This is a genomic window from Curtobacterium sp. MCPF17_047, assembly GCF_003234045.1.
Taxonomy (GTDB): Bacteria; Actinomycetota; Actinomycetes; order Actinomycetales; family Microbacteriaceae; genus Curtobacterium.
This window is the reverse complement of sequence record NZ_QKSF01000009.1, coordinates 1-17534: the sequence shown is the minus strand read 5'-3', so window position 1 is coordinate 17534 and position 17534 is coordinate 1. Positions and strand designations below refer to the sequence as shown.

The 17534-nt window shown below is 71.4% G+C and carries 18 protein-coding genes; 10 read left to right on the top strand and 8 right to left on the bottom strand.

What is annotated here, in order from left to right; translation table 11 throughout:
- Positions 1-70 precede the first annotated feature (70 nt).
- Positions 71-1252, top strand: coding sequence for an epoxide hydrolase family protein (locus tag DEJ33_RS10470; RefSeq protein ID WP_181436637.1), 1182 nt, complete (start codon positions 71-73; stop codon positions 1250-1252).
- A gap of 177 nt (positions 1253-1429) precedes the next feature.
- Here the strand turns inward: DEJ33_RS10470 and DEJ33_RS10465 are convergent, their stop codons facing one another.
- On the bottom strand, positions 1430-1738 hold the full coding sequence (locus DEJ33_RS10465) for a hypothetical protein (protein ID WP_110904327.1): 309 nt from the start codon (positions 1736-1738) through the stop codon (positions 1430-1432).
- A gap of 143 nt (positions 1739-1881) precedes the next feature.
- On the opposite strand from DEJ33_RS10465, the gene DEJ33_RS10460 reads away from it, so the two are divergent.
- Entirely contained in the window at positions 1882-2409 is a 528-nt protein-coding gene (locus DEJ33_RS10460) for a MarR family winged helix-turn-helix transcriptional regulator (protein WP_111079490.1), read from the top strand.
- A 14-nt stretch (positions 2410-2423) separates the two neighbouring features.
- Here the strand turns inward: DEJ33_RS10460 and DEJ33_RS17255 are convergent, their stop codons facing one another.
- Positions 2424-2591 carry a hypothetical protein gene (locus tag DEJ33_RS17255; protein ID WP_181432983.1) on the bottom strand — a complete coding sequence of 56 codons (168 nt, stop codon included), beginning with the start codon at positions 2589-2591 and terminating at the stop codon, positions 2424-2426.
- 439 nt (positions 2592-3030) lie between these two features.
- Here DEJ33_RS17255 and DEJ33_RS10450 point away from each other — a divergent pair, with 439 nt between their 5' ends.
- The 5 genes from DEJ33_RS10450 (at position 3031) to DEJ33_RS10430 (ending at position 8484) form a co-directional block, all read left to right on the top strand.
- A complete protein-coding gene (locus DEJ33_RS10450) occupies positions 3031-3663 on the top strand; it encodes a TetR/AcrR family transcriptional regulator (RefSeq protein ID WP_110904325.1) in 633 nt (210 codons plus the stop codon).
- A 79-nt stretch (positions 3664-3742) separates the two neighbouring features.
- Positions 3743-6442 (top strand): MMPL family transporter, encoded by a 2700-nt coding sequence (locus DEJ33_RS10445; protein ID WP_111079492.1) that lies wholly within the window; start codon positions 3743-3745, stop codon positions 6440-6442.
- A gap of 192 nt (positions 6443-6634) precedes the next feature.
- Entirely contained in the window at positions 6635-7072 is a 438-nt protein-coding gene (locus DEJ33_RS10440; protein ID WP_111079515.1) for a MarR family winged helix-turn-helix transcriptional regulator, read from the top strand.
- Between the two features lie 49 nt (positions 7073-7121).
- Positions 7122-7334 carry a hypothetical protein gene (locus DEJ33_RS10435; protein WP_110904323.1) on the top strand — a complete coding sequence of 71 codons (213 nt, stop codon included), beginning with the start codon at positions 7122-7124 and terminating at the stop codon, positions 7332-7334.
- A 55-nt stretch (positions 7335-7389) separates the two neighbouring features.
- The gene (locus tag DEJ33_RS10430; RefSeq protein ID WP_181437295.1) at positions 7390-8484 is read left to right on the top strand and encodes an alkene reductase; all 1095 of its coding nucleotides are present in this window, start codon (positions 7390-7392) and stop codon (positions 8482-8484) included.
- Between the two features lie 58 nt (positions 8485-8542).
- Here the strand turns inward: DEJ33_RS10430 and DEJ33_RS10425 are convergent, their stop codons facing one another.
- From DEJ33_RS10425 to uraD, 4 genes are read right to left on the bottom strand one after another with little or no spacing between them, the layout of a single operon-like run.
- The gene (locus DEJ33_RS10425) at positions 8543-9169 is read right to left on the bottom strand and encodes an NTP transferase domain-containing protein (RefSeq protein WP_111194904.1); all 627 of its coding nucleotides are present in this window, start codon (positions 9167-9169) and stop codon (positions 8543-8545) included.
- 9 nt (positions 9170-9178) lie between these two features.
- Positions 9179-10132 (bottom strand): factor-independent urate hydroxylase, encoded by a 954-nt coding sequence (gene pucL / locus DEJ33_RS10420; RefSeq protein WP_111079497.1) that lies wholly within the window; start codon positions 10130-10132, stop codon positions 9179-9181.
- A gap of 6 nt (positions 10133-10138) precedes the next feature.
- Positions 10139-10492 (bottom strand): hydroxyisourate hydrolase, encoded by a 354-nt coding sequence (gene uraH / locus DEJ33_RS10415; RefSeq protein ID WP_111079499.1) that lies wholly within the window; start codon positions 10490-10492, stop codon positions 10139-10141.
- Positions 10489-11040 (bottom strand): 2-oxo-4-hydroxy-4-carboxy-5-ureidoimidazoline decarboxylase, encoded by a 552-nt coding sequence (uraD, locus tag DEJ33_RS10410; protein WP_111079517.1) that lies wholly within the window; start codon positions 11038-11040, stop codon positions 10489-10491. Before uraD ends, uraH begins: the two co-directional genes overlap by 4 nt.
- Before the next feature lie 215 nt (positions 11041-11255).
- Here uraD and DEJ33_RS10405 point away from each other — a divergent pair, with 215 nt between their 5' ends.
- The 3 genes from DEJ33_RS10405 to DEJ33_RS10395 are packed head-to-tail and all read left to right on the top strand — an operon-like array spanning position 11256 to position 15912.
- Complete coding sequence (locus tag DEJ33_RS10405) at positions 11256-12098, top strand: xanthine dehydrogenase family protein subunit M (protein WP_111079501.1); 843 nt, start codon at positions 11256-11258, stop codon at positions 12096-12098.
- Positions 12095-14923 (top strand): molybdopterin cofactor-binding domain-containing protein, encoded by a 2829-nt coding sequence (locus DEJ33_RS10400; protein WP_111079503.1) that lies wholly within the window; start codon positions 12095-12097, stop codon positions 14921-14923. The genes DEJ33_RS10405 and DEJ33_RS10400 overlap by 4 nt, the downstream gene beginning before the upstream one ends.
- Positions 14923-15912 (top strand): XdhC family protein, encoded by a 990-nt coding sequence (locus DEJ33_RS10395; RefSeq protein ID WP_111079505.1) that lies wholly within the window; start codon positions 14923-14925, stop codon positions 15910-15912. Before DEJ33_RS10400 ends, DEJ33_RS10395 begins: the two co-directional genes overlap by 1 nt.
- Before the next feature lie 3 nt (positions 15913-15915).
- On the opposite strand, the gene DEJ33_RS10390 is transcribed toward DEJ33_RS10395, so the two are convergent.
- Together DEJ33_RS10390 and DEJ33_RS10385 are read right to left on the bottom strand one after the other, a co-directional pair.
- Positions 15916-16614: a hypothetical protein gene (locus tag DEJ33_RS10390; RefSeq protein WP_111079507.1), complete on the bottom strand. Its 699-nt coding sequence runs from the start codon at positions 16612-16614 to the stop codon at positions 15916-15918.
- Positions 16615-16652: 38 nt separating this feature from the next.
- Positions 16653-17222, bottom strand: a complete 570-nt coding sequence (locus tag DEJ33_RS10385; RefSeq protein ID WP_111079509.1) for a manganese efflux pump MntP family protein — start codon at positions 17220-17222, stop codon at positions 16653-16655.
- Between the last annotated feature and the right edge of the window lie 312 nt (positions 17223-17534).

The window sequence follows — 17534 nt, the reverse complement described above, 5'->3', positions numbered from 1 at the left end:
GACAAGATCGTCTTGTGACAAGATCATCTTGCACACGGACCGGCTCCGTGCCCGACACGAAGGAGTCCCCTTGGACGACACCACGACCGTCACACCGTTCACCCTCGACGTCCCGCAGGCAGACCTCGACGACCTCCGGCGACGGCTCCTCGCCACTCGTTGGCCGGAGCGCGAGACCGTCGAGGACACGTCGCAGGGGCCGCGCCTCGAGAAGGTCCAGGCGCTCGTCGACCACTGGGCGACCGCCTACGACTGGCGCCGGACAGAGGGACTGCTCAACAGCTGGGGACAGCACACGACGACCATCGACGGGCTGGAGGTCCACTTCCTGCACGTCCGGTCGGCCGTCCCCGGAGCACGCCCGCTGCTCCTCACCCACGGTTGGCCCGGCTCCGTCCTGGAGTTCCGCCATGCCATCGGACCGCTGACCGACCCGGTCGCGCACGGAGGCACACCCGAGGACGCCTTCCACCTGGTCATCCCGAGTCTCCCCGGGTTCGGGTTCTCCGGGAAGCCCACCACCACCGGGTGGGACCTCGCACGCACCGCGCGGGCCTGGGCAGCGCTCATGGTGCGGCTCGGGTACGAGGACTGGTTCGCGCAGGGCGGTGACCTGGGTGCCACCGTCACCGCCGAACTCGCCGCACTGCAGGCCTCGGAGGACATCGGACTCGCGGGCATCCACCTCAACATGGCGCTCTTCCAGCCGACGGACGACGAAGCACGGAATGCCACGTCGGAGGAGCAGAGCATGCTCCGGGAGGGCGGGTACTACTGGCAGGTGCTGTCCGCGTACTCGCAGCAGATGTCGACCCGGCCCCAGACCATCGGCTACGCGCTCACCGACTCTCCCGTCGGTCTCGCCGCGTGGATCTACGCCATGTTCCAGGACGTCGGCGGCTCGCACGACGAACACGGCGACGTCGAGGCACTGTTCACACTCGACGAGGTCATCGACGACGTCATGCTGTACTGGCTCCCCAACTCGGCGGCCTCCGCTGCCCGGATGTACTGGGAGTCGGCCAGGACCGGGTGGGTCAGCCCCGGCACCATCGAGGAACCACTGACCGTGCCCGTGGGCCTGAGCATCATGCCCGGCGAGTACGTCCGACGCTCCCGACGATGGGCCGAACGCCGGTACGCCGACCTCGTGCACTTCAACGAGGTCGCTCGCGGCGGGCACTTCGCGCTGCTCGAACAGCCGGAGCTGCTCGTCGCCGACATCCGCGCGACGTTCCGACGCCTCCGCTGACGCGCGTGTCCCCCGGTCGGTGAGCGCTCCACCGGACATCCGGCGGGCATGACGACGGGCCGTTCCGGATGGAATCGGAACGGCCCGTGGTCCGGAGCACCAGATCCGGGTTCGCGAGCATCAACTCGCCGGTGCGCCCCTCCCGGTCGTGGACCGGGAAGAGCGGGCGACGTCAGATCAGTTCGAGCGCCCGTTGCCGTCGCGACGGTCGTCGTCGTCCTCGGGCTTGCGCACGCCGGCCTTGGCGATGCCGCGGCTGAGGATGTAGGCCATCGTCACGAGCGCGACGTAGAACCAGGCCTGGTCGGCACCGAAACCGGTGTGGCCCTCGTCGGCGTTGTCGACGACCGCCGACGCGATGAGGATGGCGAGCGACACCACGATCCACGCGTAGAACTCCGTGGTCTTCAGTGCGGACTTCGTCTCGTTCCAAGTGCGACGGACGACGTTGTCGTGCCGTGCGGGGTTTCCTGCCGTGTTCGACATGGGTGTCTCCTTCACATTCTGTGCCACCGGACCCCGGCGGCATCGTTGCGGTCGACACTTGTCTCGCGTCGCTGATTACTTACCCAGTTTCACTTCCCAGGGACCGGTGGGAGCATCGACGGAACGACGAGGGCGGTGTGCCGATGGGTACCGACGACAGGACCAGCAGTTCGCAGCACCTCTACGCCGCGCAGCCACGGACCGCTGCCGGTGCGGCAGCGCTCGCGAGTCTGCAGTCGCTGAGCGACAGCATCCACGACGCCGACGAAGGCGCACTCCGGGCACTGCAGATGCGTCCGATCGACGCGTTGGCACTGATGCACCTCGTGGACGCCGGCCGGGTCGAACGGTTCCTCAGCCCGACGGACCTCGCGCTCAGACTCCGCCTGTCCACGGCCGGGGTCACGAAGCTCGTGGACCGCCTTTTCCGGGACGGCCGCGTCGAGCGCCGTCCCCATGTCCATGACCGCCGGCGCGTGGTGCTCGTCCCGACCGTGGCGGCGAGCGAAGACCTCGCGAGGGCCTACGGGCACATCCACACGCCCGTCACGGCCGTGATCGACGAACTCAGCGACGACGAAGCCGCCGTCGTCGGGCGCTTCGCCGCACGTCTCGCCGATGCACTCCGTCGGGAGAACACGCCTGCCACAGCGACGCTCCCGCCCGTCTGAGCCCGAGCAGGTGCTCAGTCCAGCCCGCCGGTCGTCTCGAACCCGATCCCCAGGACCTCGGCCAGTCGTCGGCCCGACTCCTCGGCTTCCGCACGGGTGTCGACCCGGAGCAACGGCGTCGTCCCGACCGACAGCAACCACTGGGTCCCGGTCGATCGCGCGCTGATCGAGTTCCGCCCCATGGCTACGCCACCTCTCGGAGCGCCGACGGGTGGTACCCGCCCACTCCGCGGAAGCAGGACTCGCCCAGGTCCTGTGCCAACGGCGAGGAGCGGAGGCGCCGGACGTTGAGGCCCGCGGACCACTCCGGGAGACCGAGCGAGCGGTCGGAGACGGGAGCAGGGGCGAGATGGGAACTGTCGACTTGGAACACGGGTGCCTTCCTGAGGCTGTGTCGTGCGCATCGAACAGGAGTCAACGGTGCTCGATGTGGCTGACGGGGGCTGGGCCAGCTGTTCCAGGGTACGGATCCACACACCCCCGACCAGGGGGTGGACGGATCCGCGATCATGTGTTTTCAACCACGCCTCGGCCAGCCTCGTGCTCGGCCATCGAGGGTCGAACCTGTGGATCACCCCGGTTTGGATGCACCGAGTGCATCGTTGCACCTAGTGTCTTCTCGTGACCCTCTCACCCGATCGCCGTGCTGCCCTCAAGGCGCGACACCGGGAAGCGATCCTGCAGGCCGCGCGCGATCTCATCGAGGAGCGCGGGGAGTTCAGCGTCGACGAGCTCGCGGCCCGCGCCGACGTCGCCCGCCGCACGGTCTTCAACCACTTCGCCTCGCTCGACGAGATCCGCCTGTCCGTGTGCGAGGAAGCCCTGTCGGTGATCATCGACCGGTTCCTCGCCGAGATCGCGAACACCCCGATGGGCGACGGCTCACGCGCAGCGATGTTCGACGAACTCGAGTCCGCCGCCCGCGGCACGGACCTGGCCGGCGCCATCGTCCGGCTGCACCGGATCCTCGGCGAGCCGGAGGAGGACGACCCGAAGGCGGCCGCCCTCACACAGACCGCGTTCGCCCGGGTCACCGGGCGCCTCCGGAGCGAGGTGGCGCGACGTCATCCCGCAGCTGATGCCCTGGACACCGCACTCCTGGTGGACTCGTTGATGAGCGGCATCGTCGTCATCGCCGAGCACTGGTTGGTGACCACCGGCCCCCGCCTGGACGAACAGGCCCGGGACGACTGGGACGCCCTGCTCGGACGGCTCGTGCACAGCGTCCGCAGCGGGTATCTGCCCGACCACTGACCACACCGACGTCCTCCCAGGGGTCCACCGGCGCACCCCGTTCGACAGCACACCCACGACGAAAGGAACGGGGCCCAGCATGGCCGGTCTCCTCTACCGCCTCGGTCGCTTCGCGGCCCGCCGACACTGGACGGTGATCATCGCCTGGATCGTCCTCATGGCGATCGCCGGTGTCACCTTCAGCCTGTTCTCGGGCACCATCTCGTCCTCGATCACGATCCCCGGCACGAAGACCAGCCAGGTACAGGACGAGCTGGCCGACAAGTTCCCGAGCGCGAACGGCGGCAACGGCACGCTGGTCTTCCAGACGACCGACGGCAAGGCCTTCACCGACAGCCAGCAGGACGAGGTCAAGTCGTTCCTCACCGACCTCGAGGACCTGCCCGGCGTCAAGGGCACCACCGACGGGTTCGCCACCCAGCAGCGGCTCGACGACCAGCGGCAGAAGATCGTCGACGGGCGCAAGGAGATCGCGGACGGCCGTCAGCAGTTGGAGGACGGGCAGAAGGAGCTCGACGCCCAGAAGGCCCAGCTCGAGTCCGGCCAGCAGCAGATCGCGGACGCCCAGGCCCAGTTGGACGCGCAGAAGGCGCAGGCACAGGCCCAGGCACAGGCCGCCGGAGCCGCCGCGGCCGCCAGCGCCGCAGCACAGGCACAGGCGCAGGCCGGTCAGCAGCAGCTCACGCAGGCGCAGGCGCAGATCGACGCCCAGAAGCAGCAGCTGACCGCGGGTGAGCAGCAGATCACCGACGCGCAGAAGACCATCGACCAGAACACGCAGAAGCTCGAGGACAACGAACGCGACCTCGAACAGGGCTCCGACCTGCTCGACCTGTCGAAGGACATCCGGTTCGTCTCGTCGAACGACTCCGCCGCCATCGGCACGGTGCAGTTCACGAAGTCGACCTACGAGGTGCCACAGACCACCAAGCAGGAGATCTCGGACCGTGCCGATGCCGCGAAGATCAGCGGCGTCGACGTCTTCGTGTCGAACGACATCGCGCAGGGCGTGCCCTCGATCCTCGGACCGGGCGAGATCATCGGCGTCATCATCGCCGCCCTCGTGCTGTTCCTCATGCTCCGCACGGTCATCGGTGCCGCGATCCCGCTGCTCAGCGCCGTGCTCGGTGTCGGCGTCGCGACCCTCGCCTCACTGTCCTTCTCCGACCTGGTCGAGTTCATCTCGGTCACGCCGGTGCTCGGGGTGATGCTCGGCCTGGCGGTCGGCATCGACTACTCGCTGTTCATCCTCAACCGCCACCGGACCCAGCTGAAGCAGGGCATGGGCGTGCACGAGTCGATCGGGCTCGCGAACGGCACCTCCGGCAACGCGGTGGTCTTCGCGGGCACGACGGTCATCGTCGCGCTGCTCGCGCTGAACATCACCGGCATCCCGTTCCTCGGCCTGATGGGCACGGTCGGTGCGGTCGCGGTCCTGTTCGCGATCCTCATCGCGACCTCGTTCACGCCGGCGCTGCTGTCGCTGCTCGGCTTCCGGATCCTCCGGAAGAAGGAGCGTCAGCAGATCGGCCACACCGGCTCGGTCCAGGTGCCGAACAAGCCGATGTCGACCTGGCGTGCCGTGATCACCCTGGTCGCGGGCGTCGCCGTCCTCGGCACGATCGCACTGCCCGCGACGCAGATGCGCCTCGGCCTGCCCTCGGGTTCGTCCGAGGCCGTCGAGTCCAGCCAGTACAAGGCGTACAAGACACTCGAGAAGGAGTTCGGCGCCGGCCAGAACGGACCGCTGCTCGTCGTCGCCACCCTGCCGAAGGCGATCAGCGAGGACGACGTCACCGGCACCGAGGTCACCATCGGCGAGGCGCTCGCGAAGAACGGCGACGTCGACGCGGTCCTGCCGATCGGCGCGTCGAAGGACCGTACGATCATCGCCTTCCAGGTGAAGCCGGACGGCGGTCCGGACAGCGTCTCCACCGAGGAGCTCGTCAAGGACCTCCGCACCCAGAGCGTCTCGACCGACGACGGGAAGGTGGAGCTCGGCGTCGCCGGCAACGCGAGCGCCAACATCGACGTGTCCGAGAAGCTCGCGAACGTGCTGCCGCTCTACCTGGCGGTCGTGGTCGGACTGTCGCTGATCATCCTGATCATCGTGTTCCGGTCCTTCCTGGTCCCGATCACGGCGACCGCGGGCTTCATCCTGTCGGTGCTCGCCTCGTTCGGTGGTCTGACCGCCATCTACCAGTTCGGCTGGCTCGGCAGCGTGTTCGGTGTGCACGACCCGGCACCGATCCTGAGCTTCCTGCCCATCATCGAGATCGGCATCCTGTTCGGTCTCGCGATGGACTACCAGCTGTTCCTGGTCTCCGGCATGCGTGAGGCGTACGCGCACGGCGCCAGCGCGAAGGTCGCGGTCCAGCGCGGTCTGCACGCCGGCCGCGCGGTGGTCACGGCGGCCGCGATCATCATGATCTCGGTGTTCGCCGGGTTCATCTTCTCGGAGTCGTCGACCATCAAGCCGATCGGCTTCGGCCTGGCGTTCGGTGTCCTGCTCGACGCGTTCGTGGTCCGCATGCTGCTCATCCCGGCCGTGATGCACCTGCTCGGCAAGAGCGCCTGGTGGATCCCGAAGTGGCTCGACCGGATCCTGCCGGACGTCGACGTCGAGGGCGCCAAGCTCGAGCGCATGCAGCCGGCGACGCAGCACGGGCCGTCTGCCCCGACGGACGACGGCGGCGCCCACCACGGGTCGCACGCCGCCCCGGCGGAGCCGGACGCGCCGACCCACGACTCGGGTCACTCGCCGTCGCACCGCGCGTAGGCACCAGCGTCACCGGCGGGAGGCCCGGTGCCGGTCCACGAGACCGGCACCGGGCCTCCCGTCCGTCGTCCACCCCGGCACGACACCGGTGTCCGTCGGGCACATCGCGCAGATGCGCGGCGCAACAGACGAACACCGGTGTTCCGCAGCCCGGATCGCGACCAGTTCGTGCACGAAGGGTACGGTGGGGCAATGCTCGCGACCGACCCGCTCTCCCTCGACCGGCAGCTCTGCTTCGCCCTCGCCGCCACGAGTCGCAGCGTGGTCGGGCTCTACCGGGAGTTCCTCGAACCGTTGGGTCTGACGCACCCGCAGTACCTCGTGATGCTCGCCCTCTGGGAGCGCGACCCGCGCTCGGTCCGCGAGATCGCCGGCGAACTCCGGCTCGAGTCGGCGACGCTCAGCCCGCTGCTCAAGCGCCTGGAGGCCTCCGGGTACGTCCGCCGCAGCCGGAGCACCGAGGACGAGCGACAGCTCGCGGTGTCCCTGACGACCGCCGGACGGTCGCTGCGGGACCGTGCCGAGACGGTCCCGGTCGCGGTGGCCGCACGACTCGGGTGGCCGGCGGCGCGACTCGAGGCCCTGAAGGACGAATTGACGGCACTGCTCGAGGTCGTCGACCACGCCTGATCGCGGACGCGAGTACACTAACGATCAGGGCACGAACGGAAGGGTCGCCATGGGACGTTTCGCAGACTGGTACGGGCGCTGGAACACGACACTCATCGACAAGATGGGTCCGTCGCAGATCGGTGCGGGCCACCCCGAGGGCCTCGACGACCGCACGATCGACCGCGGCTGCCCGATCTGCCACCAGCCGCTGTCCCTGCACACCGTGATCCGCCCCGAGGGTCAGGTCCGCTCCTCCACGCTGGTGTGCCCGCGCCCCTGACCGTCCTTCCGCCGAAGTCGGAATGTGCAACACGCGCTCGACGTTCCCGCTCGTCGTGAAGCTCTTCGAACCCACCGCGCTCGGCGCCCTCCGACTCAGCAACCGCATCGTCATGGCCCCGCTCACCCGCACCCGCGCCGGTGAGCACGGGGTCCCGAACGACCTGCTCGTCGAGCACTACGCGCAGCGTGCGACGCTCGGCATGATCATCACCGAGGGCACCTGGCCCGTGCAGGAGGGCCGCTCCTACCCCGGACAGCCCGGCATCGAGACCGACGAGCAGATCGCCGGCTGGCGCCGCGTCGCCGACGCCGTCCACGAGCGCGGCGGCACGATCGTCATGCAGCTCATGCACGGTGGTCGTGTCTCGCACCCCTCGATCTCCCAGACCCCGCGGATCGTCGGCCCGAGCGCCGTCGCCGCCCCCGGTCAGACGCACCTGGCCGACGGCTCGAAGGCCGACATGCCGGTCCCCCACGAGCTGACCACCGACGAGGTCGCCGAGGCAGTCCAGGGCTTCGTCCAGGCGGCCCGCAACGCGATCGCCGCGGGCATCGACGGCGTCGAGGTGCACGGCGCGAACGGCTACCTGGTGCACGAGTTCATGTCGCGCCACTCGAACACCCGCACGGACCAGTACGGCGGCTCGCCGGAGAACCGCGCTCGCTTCGCAGTCGAGGTCGTCACCGCCGTCGCCGCGGCCGTCGGCGCGGACCGCACCGGCATCCGACTGTCGCCCGAGCACGGCATCCAGGGCGTCATCGAGGACGACGCCGCCGACGTGCGCGCCGTCTACACGGCGGTCGCCGAGGGCCTGGCGCCGCTCGGCCTGGCCTTCATCGACGTCCTGCACGCCGAGCCGGCCGGTGACCTCGTGCAGGACATCCGCCGCACCGCGGGAGCGCCGTTCGTCGTCAACTCGGGCTTCAGCGTGATGACCGACCGCGACGAGGCCGTCGCCGTCGTCGAGGGCGACGTCGCCGACGCGATCGCCGTCGGCCGCCCCGCGATCGCCAACCCGGACCTCGCGGAGCGCTGGGAGCAGGACGCCGAGCTCAACCAGCCGCGGCCCGAGTTCTTCTACGGCCAGACCGGCGAGGGCTACACCGACTACCCGACCCTCGCCGAGGCGCGCGCGACGGTCGCGTAGTCCACACCGGACGGTAGGCCCGTGGCGAGTCCGCCACGGGCCTACCGTCATGTCCGGGTCAGGTGACGCCCACCCCCGGGCGGTCCTGGTCGGCACCGTCCCAGAGGTCGCTGCACTCCACCGGCTGCGTGCCGGCCGACCGGAGCCAGTGCCCGGCTCCTCGGTCCTCCCCGGCTGCGGCGCCGAGGGACTCCCCGAGCGCGTCCCAGTGGTCGCGCCCGATGAGCACCGGGTGCCCGGGCCGGCCGCCGTGCACCGCCCGTCGGAGTGACGCGCGGTCCGCAGCCGCGCGACCGTGGTCGTCGAGCACCCGACGCACCGCCCCCGCCGGCAGCCCCGGCAGGTCCACGAGCGTGACGAGCACGGCGGTGACGTCCGGGTCCTCCGCCGCGGCCGTCAGACCGGTCAGCAGCGAGGCGGACGGCCCGCGTTCCCAGTCGGTGGCGACCACGGTGCGGACCGCCGACCGCTCGGGGACCAGGGCACGGGCCTCCCGGCTGGCGGCACCGACGACGACGACGACCGCATCGCAGCCGCCGTCGAGCAGGGCCGCGACCGCCAGGTCGACCCACGGTCGGCCGTCCGATCGACGCACCAGTGCCTTCGGACGGCCCATCCGGGTGCCGGCGCCGGCCGCGAGGACGACGCCCACCACCCGACCCGGTCGAGTGTCGGCCGTCTTCATGTCCGACCCTCAGACGAAGCCGGGTACCGCGAGCCAGGCTGCGGGAGCCCCCTCGACGCCGTCCCGGACGACCGTGCCCGAGATGAGGCCGTAGGGACGGTCCGCGGCGAAGAACACCTCGCCCGGGTTGTCGAGGCCGAACGGTGCCAGGTCGACCAGGAAGTGGTGCTTGTTCGGCATCGAGAAGCGCACCTCGGCGATCTCCGGGAACGCCTCGATCGCGGTGCGCCCCATCGCGAACAGGGTCTGCTGCAGCGCGAGCGAGTGCAGGTCGGCGAAGGTCTCGAGCATCCGGGCGAGGACCCCCGCGTGCACGGCGTCGTAGTCGATGCCGGTGGCGACCGCGTCCGGCAGGTACCGCCAGCGGGCCGTCACGGAGGTCGCGAGGATCCGGTCGTCGGTCTCGGCGAGGGTCGTGTACCCGTCGCGGGGGAAGCCGTGGAACTCGCTGCCGGTCGACTTCAGCACGGTCAGGTCGGTGATGCCCGCGATCACGTGGACGTCCTCGCCGTCGACCTGCACGACGGCCGTGCGCGTGCCGGCGCCGGCCCGGACGAAGGCGTGGTCGTGCTCGCGGCCGGCGACCGTGATGCGTTCCCAGGTGTGCTGCTCGGCGGACAGCGTCGCGCCGTCGTACCAGTCGAACGCGGTCGTGAAGTGCCGGCCGAGGCGGAGCAGGAACTCCTCCGGGCTGTGCACGCCGTGCTCGCGGGCGAAGGCGTAGACGGTGTTCTTCTGGCTGTCGGTGGCCAGGACCTTCGCGTTGTCGCCGTCCGTGTACGAGTCGACGAGCGCCGTGCCGCGCAGCTGGGTCGTGACGGTGAGGTCCTCGATCTCGTGGCGGTCCGTGTCGCGGGTGATGCGGACCAGGCGGACCTCGGCCTTGCCGTACTGGTTGGCGCCGAGGTGGACAGTGGTGGGCACGGCGGTGCTGGTGTCGGGTGCGGTGCTGGTGTCGGTCATGGTGGGTCAGCTCCCTCGGTAGGTGGAGTAGGCGAACGGACTGAGCAGGAGGGGGACGTGCAGGTGCGGGGCGGGATCGTCCGGTGTCAGCCCGTCCGGCTGCTCGGGCACGGTGATGGTCACGGTGACGCGGGGGTGGAACGTCCCGGTGTCGAGCGCCGCCCAGTACGCGCCGGTGGCGAAGGACAGCGTCCACTCCCCCGGCGGGAGCAGGTCCGGCCCGAGGCTGCTGATCCGACCGTCGCCGTCGGTGCGCCCGGAGGCGACGAGCGCCCCGTCGGCGTCGGTCAACGAGACGGAGATCCCGGTAGCCGGCCAGCCGTTCGTGGTGTCCAGCACGTGGGTGCTGAGGTGGCTCATCGGACGCTCCTGTCGAGTCGGAGGAGGGCGATCTCCCGCAGTTGGTCGGCGACCTCGGCACGCTCGGTGGTGTCGTCGGCATCCAGGCGGCGGTGCAGTTCGGCGAGCACCTCGTCGGCACTCCTGCCGGCGGCCCGGATGAGGAACACCCGGTCGAAGCGCGCCTCGTAGGCGGCGTTGCCCGCCCGGAGCGCGGCCGCGGTGTCCGCGTCCGGGTCCGCCGAGGCGGCCTGCTCCAGCCGGGAGGCTGCTGCCGCGACCCCGTCGCCCACCGGCCGGTCCCCGATCCGCGGGTGTCCGGCGAGGGCGGCCTCCACCTCGTCGTCGGTCCAGGTCCGCGCGAGCCGGGCGGCCGCGGTGGAGAGGGCGTCCGCCGACCCGTACGGACGGCCGGCGAGGACGGCGTCGACCCACCGGGGCACGGCGGCCCACGACGTGACGAGTGCCCGGGCAGCGTCGTCGTCGAGCCGGTCGAACGCGAGGCCGCTGCCGGGGTCGCCGGCGGGTCCGGGCGACGCGACGCGGGTGTCGGGCGGGGGAACGGTCATGTCCCGGAGGATGGCACCCGCGTGTTTCGGGGAGAGGTCGAGCAGGTCACGGGTCCGGTGCACCACCCGACACCGGCTGTTGCTTCCCCGTAACGACGCTGAAACACCGGTTCCCTAGCGTGGCGACATGGCATGGAACCGGGGCATGATCGCGCACGGCCGACGAGTCGGTGCGCTCGTCGTCCCCTGCCGCCCTGCCCCGATCGGACCCGTCCATGGACCTCGTCTCCGTCCGCACCGTGCGGACACCGTCGCACCGCGACGACCTCGCCTTCGCTCCCGGTGACCGCCCGCTCGGCGGCGGCACCTGGCTCTTCTCCGAGGAACAGCCCGGCCTGACCGGGCTCGTCGACCTGACGACCCTCGGCTGGCCCGACGTCGAACGGACGCCCGGCACGCTGACGATCGCGGCGACGTGCACGATCGCCGCGCTGCTCCGCGTGCAGCCGGACCCCGCCTGGACCGCCTGGCCGCTGGTGGACCGGTGCGCCAACGCACTGCTCGCCTCGTTCAAGGTGTGGAACGCGGCGACCGTGGGCGGGAACGTGGCGGTCGGACTGCCGGCGGGCGCGATGACGGCGCTGCTCGTGACACTCGACGCGACCGCGGTGGTGTGGACGCCCGACGGCGGGGAGCGCCGGATCCCCGTCGCGCGGCTCGTGCTCGGGGTGCGGACGCTCGACCTCCGGCACGGCGAGGTGATCCGGGCGTTCGACCTGCCCGAGCGGGCACTCCGGGCGACGACCGGGTTCCGCCGGGTGTCGCTCAGTCCGCACGGTCGATCGGGCTCGCTCGTCACCGCTCGGTGGTCGGCCGCGGGCTTCGTGCTCGTCGTCACGGCGGCGACCCGGCGCCCGGTGGTGTTCCGCTGGCCCGTGGTCCCGACGGCCGACCAGGTGGACGCGGCGCTCGAGCGTGTGCTGGGGTCCGACGCGGACTGGTACGACGACCCGCACGGATCGCCCCGGTGGCGACGGGCCGTGAGCAGCGTCTTCGCCCACGAGCTCCGGGCCGAAGCGGCCGAGGCAGCGGGCGCGGCGACGGCGGGCACCCGATGAGGCTCGAGGTGGACGGCGTCCCGCTGCACGTCACTCCGCAGCCCGGCCAGGTCCTCCGCACCCTCCTCCGCGAGCACGGCGTGACCTCGGTGAAGAAGGGCTGCGACGCCGGCGACTGCGGTGCCTGCACGGTCCTCGTCGACCAGGTGCCGGTGCACTCCTGCATCACGCCCGCGCACCGGCTCGAGGGCAGCACGGTCACCACGGCCGCCGGTCTCGGCACCCCGGAGCACCCGCACCCCGTCCAGCGGGCGTTCGCCGAGGCACCCGGGTTCCAGTGCGGCTTCTGCACGGCGGGCTTCGTCGTCACCGCCTCGACGCTGACCGAGGACGACCTGGCCGACCGGCACCGGAAGCTGAAGGGCAACCTCTGCCGCTGCACCGGGTACCGGGCGATCGAGGACGCGCTCGACGGCGTCGTGAACACCACCTGCGCAGCACCGGGGGCGGCGATCGGCACCTCGGTCGCGGCACCGGCAGCCCGGCGCATCGTCTCCGGCAGCGAGGAGTACACGCTCGACCTGCCCGACGGCCCGCTCTCCGGCTCGGGCGACGGGCTCCGGCGGACCCAGGCGCTGCTGCACCTCGCCGTCCTCGGCAGCGCGCACCCGCACGCCCGCATCAGGTCGATCGACACCGTCGCGGCCGAGGCCCTCCCCGGCGTCCACGCCGTGTTGACGTACCGGGACGACCCCGGCGTGCTGTTCTCCACCGGCCGTCACGAGTCCCGGCTCGACGACCCGGACGACACCCGCGTGCTCGACCGGGTCCTGCGGTTCCGCGGCCAGCGCGTCGCCGCCGTCGTGGCCGACAGCGTGCGGATCGCCGAGCAGGCGTGCGCCCTGGTCCACGTCGACTACGAGGTCCTCGACAGCGTGCACGACCCGGACGCCGCACGCCGACCGGGCGCCCCGCTCCTGCACGGCGACAAGACGACGGCCGAGCACCGGATCGGCGAGCCCGCACGGAACGTCGTGGCGAGCCTCCACGGCGGCACCGGCGACGTCGAGGCCGCGCTGTCCGCGTCGGCCGCGACCGTCGACGGTGTCTGGACCACCGGCCGTGTCTCGCACGCGGCCCTCGAGACGCACGCCACCCGCGGGTGGATGGACCCGGACGGGAGGCTCGTGCTCCGGACCGCCACACAGGTCCCGTTCCTCGTGCGGGACGAGATCGCCCGCGTCTTCTCGCTGGACCCGGCCCGGGTGCGCGTCGTCGCCAAGCGGGTGGGCGGTGGGTTCGGCGGCAAGCAGGAGCTGCTCACCGAGGACCTCGTCACCCTCGCGGTACTGCGGACCGGCCGCACCGTGCAGTTCGAGTTCAGCCGACGTGACGAGTTCACGGTCGCCCCCACGCGGCACCCGATGCGCGTCCGGGTCCGGCTCGGCGCCGACCCGGACGGCACGCTCACGGCGCTGCACGTCGACCAGACGATGGACACCGGGGCGTACGGCAACCACGGCATCGGCGTCATGTTCCACTCCGTCAGTGAGTCCGTCGCCGTGTACCGGTGCCCGGTGAAGCGCGTCGACGCGGAGTCGGTGTACACGAACAACCTGCCCTCGGGGGCGTTCCGCGGGTACGGGCTCGGACAGGTGGTGTTCGCGATCGAGTCGGCCATGGACGACCTCGCCCGTGAACTCGGCATCGACCCGGTCGAACTGCGACGGCGGAACGTCGTGGTGCCCGGCGACCCGCTCGTCGTCACCGACCCGCACGAACAGAGCGACCTGCGGTGGGAGGGCAGCTACGGGCTCGACCAGTGCCTCGACCTCGTCGAGGACGCCCTGGCCGGACCGCTGCCCGAGGTCCCCCGGATGGACGGCCCGGAACTGAGCGGCCCCGGGCTGAACCGCTCCGCGGACTGGGCGTTCGGGACCGGGATGGCCCTCGCGGCGATCGCGACCATGCCGCCCCGGGGCCACCACGCACACACGTCCGTCGAACTCCTGCCCGGCGGGCGGTACCGGATCGGCGTCGGCACGGCGGAGTTCGGCAACGGCACCACCACCGTGCACACGCAGCTCGTCGCCACCGCGCTCGGCACCACGCCCGACCGGGTCGACGTGCACCAGTCCGACACCGACGCCGCCCGGCACGACACCGGGGCGTTCGGGTCCGCCGGGGTCGTCGTCGCCGGTCGCGCGCTGTACGCCGCCGCACAGGCACTCCGGGACGACCTGACCGCCCGCGCGCTCGCGCTCGTCGCGGCCCGGACGCCGAGGACCGCGTCGGGCGTGCTCGGACCCGCCATCGCCGTCGAGCCCGAGGGGGTCCGCGTCGGGGACGAACTCGTCGGACACGCGGAACTCCTCGCCGAGGGTCCGCTGATCGCCCACGCCAGCCACGACGGCACCCCACGGTCGCTCGCCTTCACGGTGCACGGCGCTCGGGTCGCGGTGCACCGTCCGACCGGCGAGGTCCGCGTCCTGCAGAGCGTCCAGGCCGTCGACGCCGGCACGGTCCTCAACCCCGAGCAGCTGCGCGGCCAGGTCGAGGGCGGCGCGGCGCAGGCGATCGGGTCGACGCTGTACGAGGAGGTCGTGCTCGACGACACCGGCCGGGTCACCACCGACGCCTTCCGCTCCTACCGGGTGCCGAAGATCTCGGACGTCCCGCGGACGCAGGTGCTGTTCGCCGACACCCACGACCCGCTCGGACCTCTGGGAGCGAAGTCGATGAGCGAGGCCCCGTACAACCCGGTCGCCCCGGCGGTCGCCAACGCCGTGCGGGACGCGATCGGCATCCGGCCGTACCGGCTGCCGATGACCCGCGACCGGGTGTGGGCGCTGCTGGCGGACGCGACCGACGCCGGAGGTGCCTGATGTTCGAACTGGCACCGCGCCTCCTGGCCGTGCTCGAGGCCGGTGACCCCGTCGTCGTCGCGACCGCCGTCGACGTCCAGGGCAGTGCACCGAGCGGGACCGGCACCTCGATGGCGGTGCTGCCCGGCGGCGAGGTCGTCGGGACGATCTCCGGTGGATGCGTCGAGGGGTCGCTGTACGGCACCGCCGAGGAGGTCCTGGCGACCGGCGTCCCCGTCCTGGAACGCTTCGGGTTCGAGGACCCGTCCGACCCCCTGGCCGACTGGGCGCCGGGTCCGCGGTGCGGGGGCCGGGTCGAGGTGCTCGTGCACCGCGTCCTGCCGACCGACGCCGTCGTGGTCGACGCGCTCCGTGCCGCCGCTGCCGGAGCGCCGACCTCGCTCGGCCTGTCCCTGGACGGTGCCTCGCTCGGCACCGTGGTGACGGCGTCGGACGGCTGCCGCACCCGCGTCTTCACCGAGTACGCCGGCGGCCGGGCGCGGTGCATCGTCGTCGGCGCGGTCGAGTTCACCGTCGCCGTGACCAACACGGCGGCGATGCTCGGCTACGCGGTGACCGTCGTCGACCCGAGGCCGGTGTTCCTCACCGACCAGCGGTTCCCGGCGGCGCAGGAACGTGTCGTCGGGTGGCCGCCGCGGGTCCTCGCCGACACCGCGATCGGACCGGACACCGTCGTCATCGTGCTCACGCATGACGACCGGTTCGACGCCGAGGTGCTCGACCTCGCGCTCCGTCGGGGCGCCGGGTACGTCGGAGCGATGGGGTCCCGGTCGACGCACGAGCGGCGGATGGCAGTACTGCGCGCGCTCGGGACGCCGGACACCGAGCGGCTGCGGTCCCCGATCGGTCTGGACATCGGGGCGGAGACCCCTGCCGAGATGGCGCTGTCGATCATGGCCGAGGTGGTGGCGGTCCGCCGGGGTGCTCCGGGCGGCGCGCTCGTCGACGGGAACGGGCCGGTGCACCGGCGGGAGGTGCCGGTCCTCTGAGGGTCAGGTCTCGTCGTCGTCCCGGAGGAACCCGGTGGTCGGGTCGATCTCCGCCAGGAAGGCGCGGATGTTCCGGCGCATGTGCTCGTCGTCGCCCACGGTGGCAGCGACGACAGCCTCGATCGACTCGGCACTCATCCCGCGGCTGCCGCCGAGCGTCCCGCCGTAACCGTATCCGGCGTTCGGGCCGCTGAGCCACGTGACCTGGTGGCTGGTGCCCTGCACGGACACGAGGAAGACTTCACCGTCGACCACGAGTTCCCGTTCCGCGGGTACGGGCAGGGGGCCGTCCGGACCGACCGACCGCCCTCCGTCGTGCCAGCCGAACGGGCCTGCGAGGGCGTGGAGCCGGGCGTGCTCGACCTGGTCGGAGAGCCGCCACCCGTAGTTCTCAGCGATGACGTGACTCGCGCCGTCGATCGTCGTCCTGGCACGTGTTGCACCGAGACCGTCGGTGTCCACCTCTTCGTCGGTCCAGGTGAGGAACTGACCCGCCCAGTCCCCGGCGTCCTCAGGAGGGGCGTGCAACCACCACTGCGGTGCCCCGGTCGAGGGCAACCGGACCCGCAGATGCGCCTTCTGCCCACCGGCCTGCTCGATCACCATGCTCGCGACACCGTCGACCGCCTCCACCTCGGTGATCGTGTAGTCGCGAGGGTGGGCCGCTCGGAGCGCGGCGACGATGGCGGCATCGGTGAGCACGACGCGATCCTCTCACCACGACCGGCGGTCCGTCGGTGTCAGCCGAGGACGCCGGTGTGCTCCAGCACGATCTGCACGCCGATGAGGATGAGCACCACACCACCCGCGATCTCGGCCGGCTTGCCGAAGCGGGCACCGACGCGGCGTCCGACGGCCACCCCGACGAAGCTCAACACCGCCGTCGTGATGCCGATGAGCAGGACCGCCCACCCGATCGACACCGGCAGGAACGCCAGCGTGATGCCGACCGCCAGCGCGTCGATGCTCGTCGCGATCGCCAGCACCAGCAGTTCGCGGATGCGCAGACGATCGGTGTCCTCGTCGGTGTCCTCGTGCCCGCTGAAGGCCTCCCACAGCATCTTGCCGCCGACGAGCGTGAGCAGCCCGAACGCCACCCAGTGGTCGTAGTCCGCGATCGCTCCCGCGAAGGTCGTGCCGAGGAGCCAGCCGAGCAGTGGCATCACCGCCTGGAACAGGCCGAACACGACGGCGATGACGACGGCCTGGCGAACAGCGAACCGCCGCATGTGCAGGCCCTTGCCGAGTGCGACGGCGAACGCGTCGGCGGAGACACCGAGCGCGATGAGGAAGAGGGCCCAGAACGACATGGGATGGAGCCTTTCGGGATGACAGCGGAGACACCGTCGTCTCGGAACTCGACGATCCTGCCACCTCGATGGTGCCCTCTGCGACGGAAAAGACCTGATCAGAGGGATTCGGGACGACGAATTCGCGTGTTCGACGGCCCGCCGCGAGAACCCGGTGTGTCACAGAACGGTAACGAGGACAAACCGACCCAATCCGGTTCCCGGGTGGCCCCGAACCACTGTCACAAGCCGGGAAACACCCGCAGCGCTCACCAGCAGCTCACCGCTGGTTCTCCACCCCTTCGCGGGGTGTGTTCGGCGCGCTGTCACCCA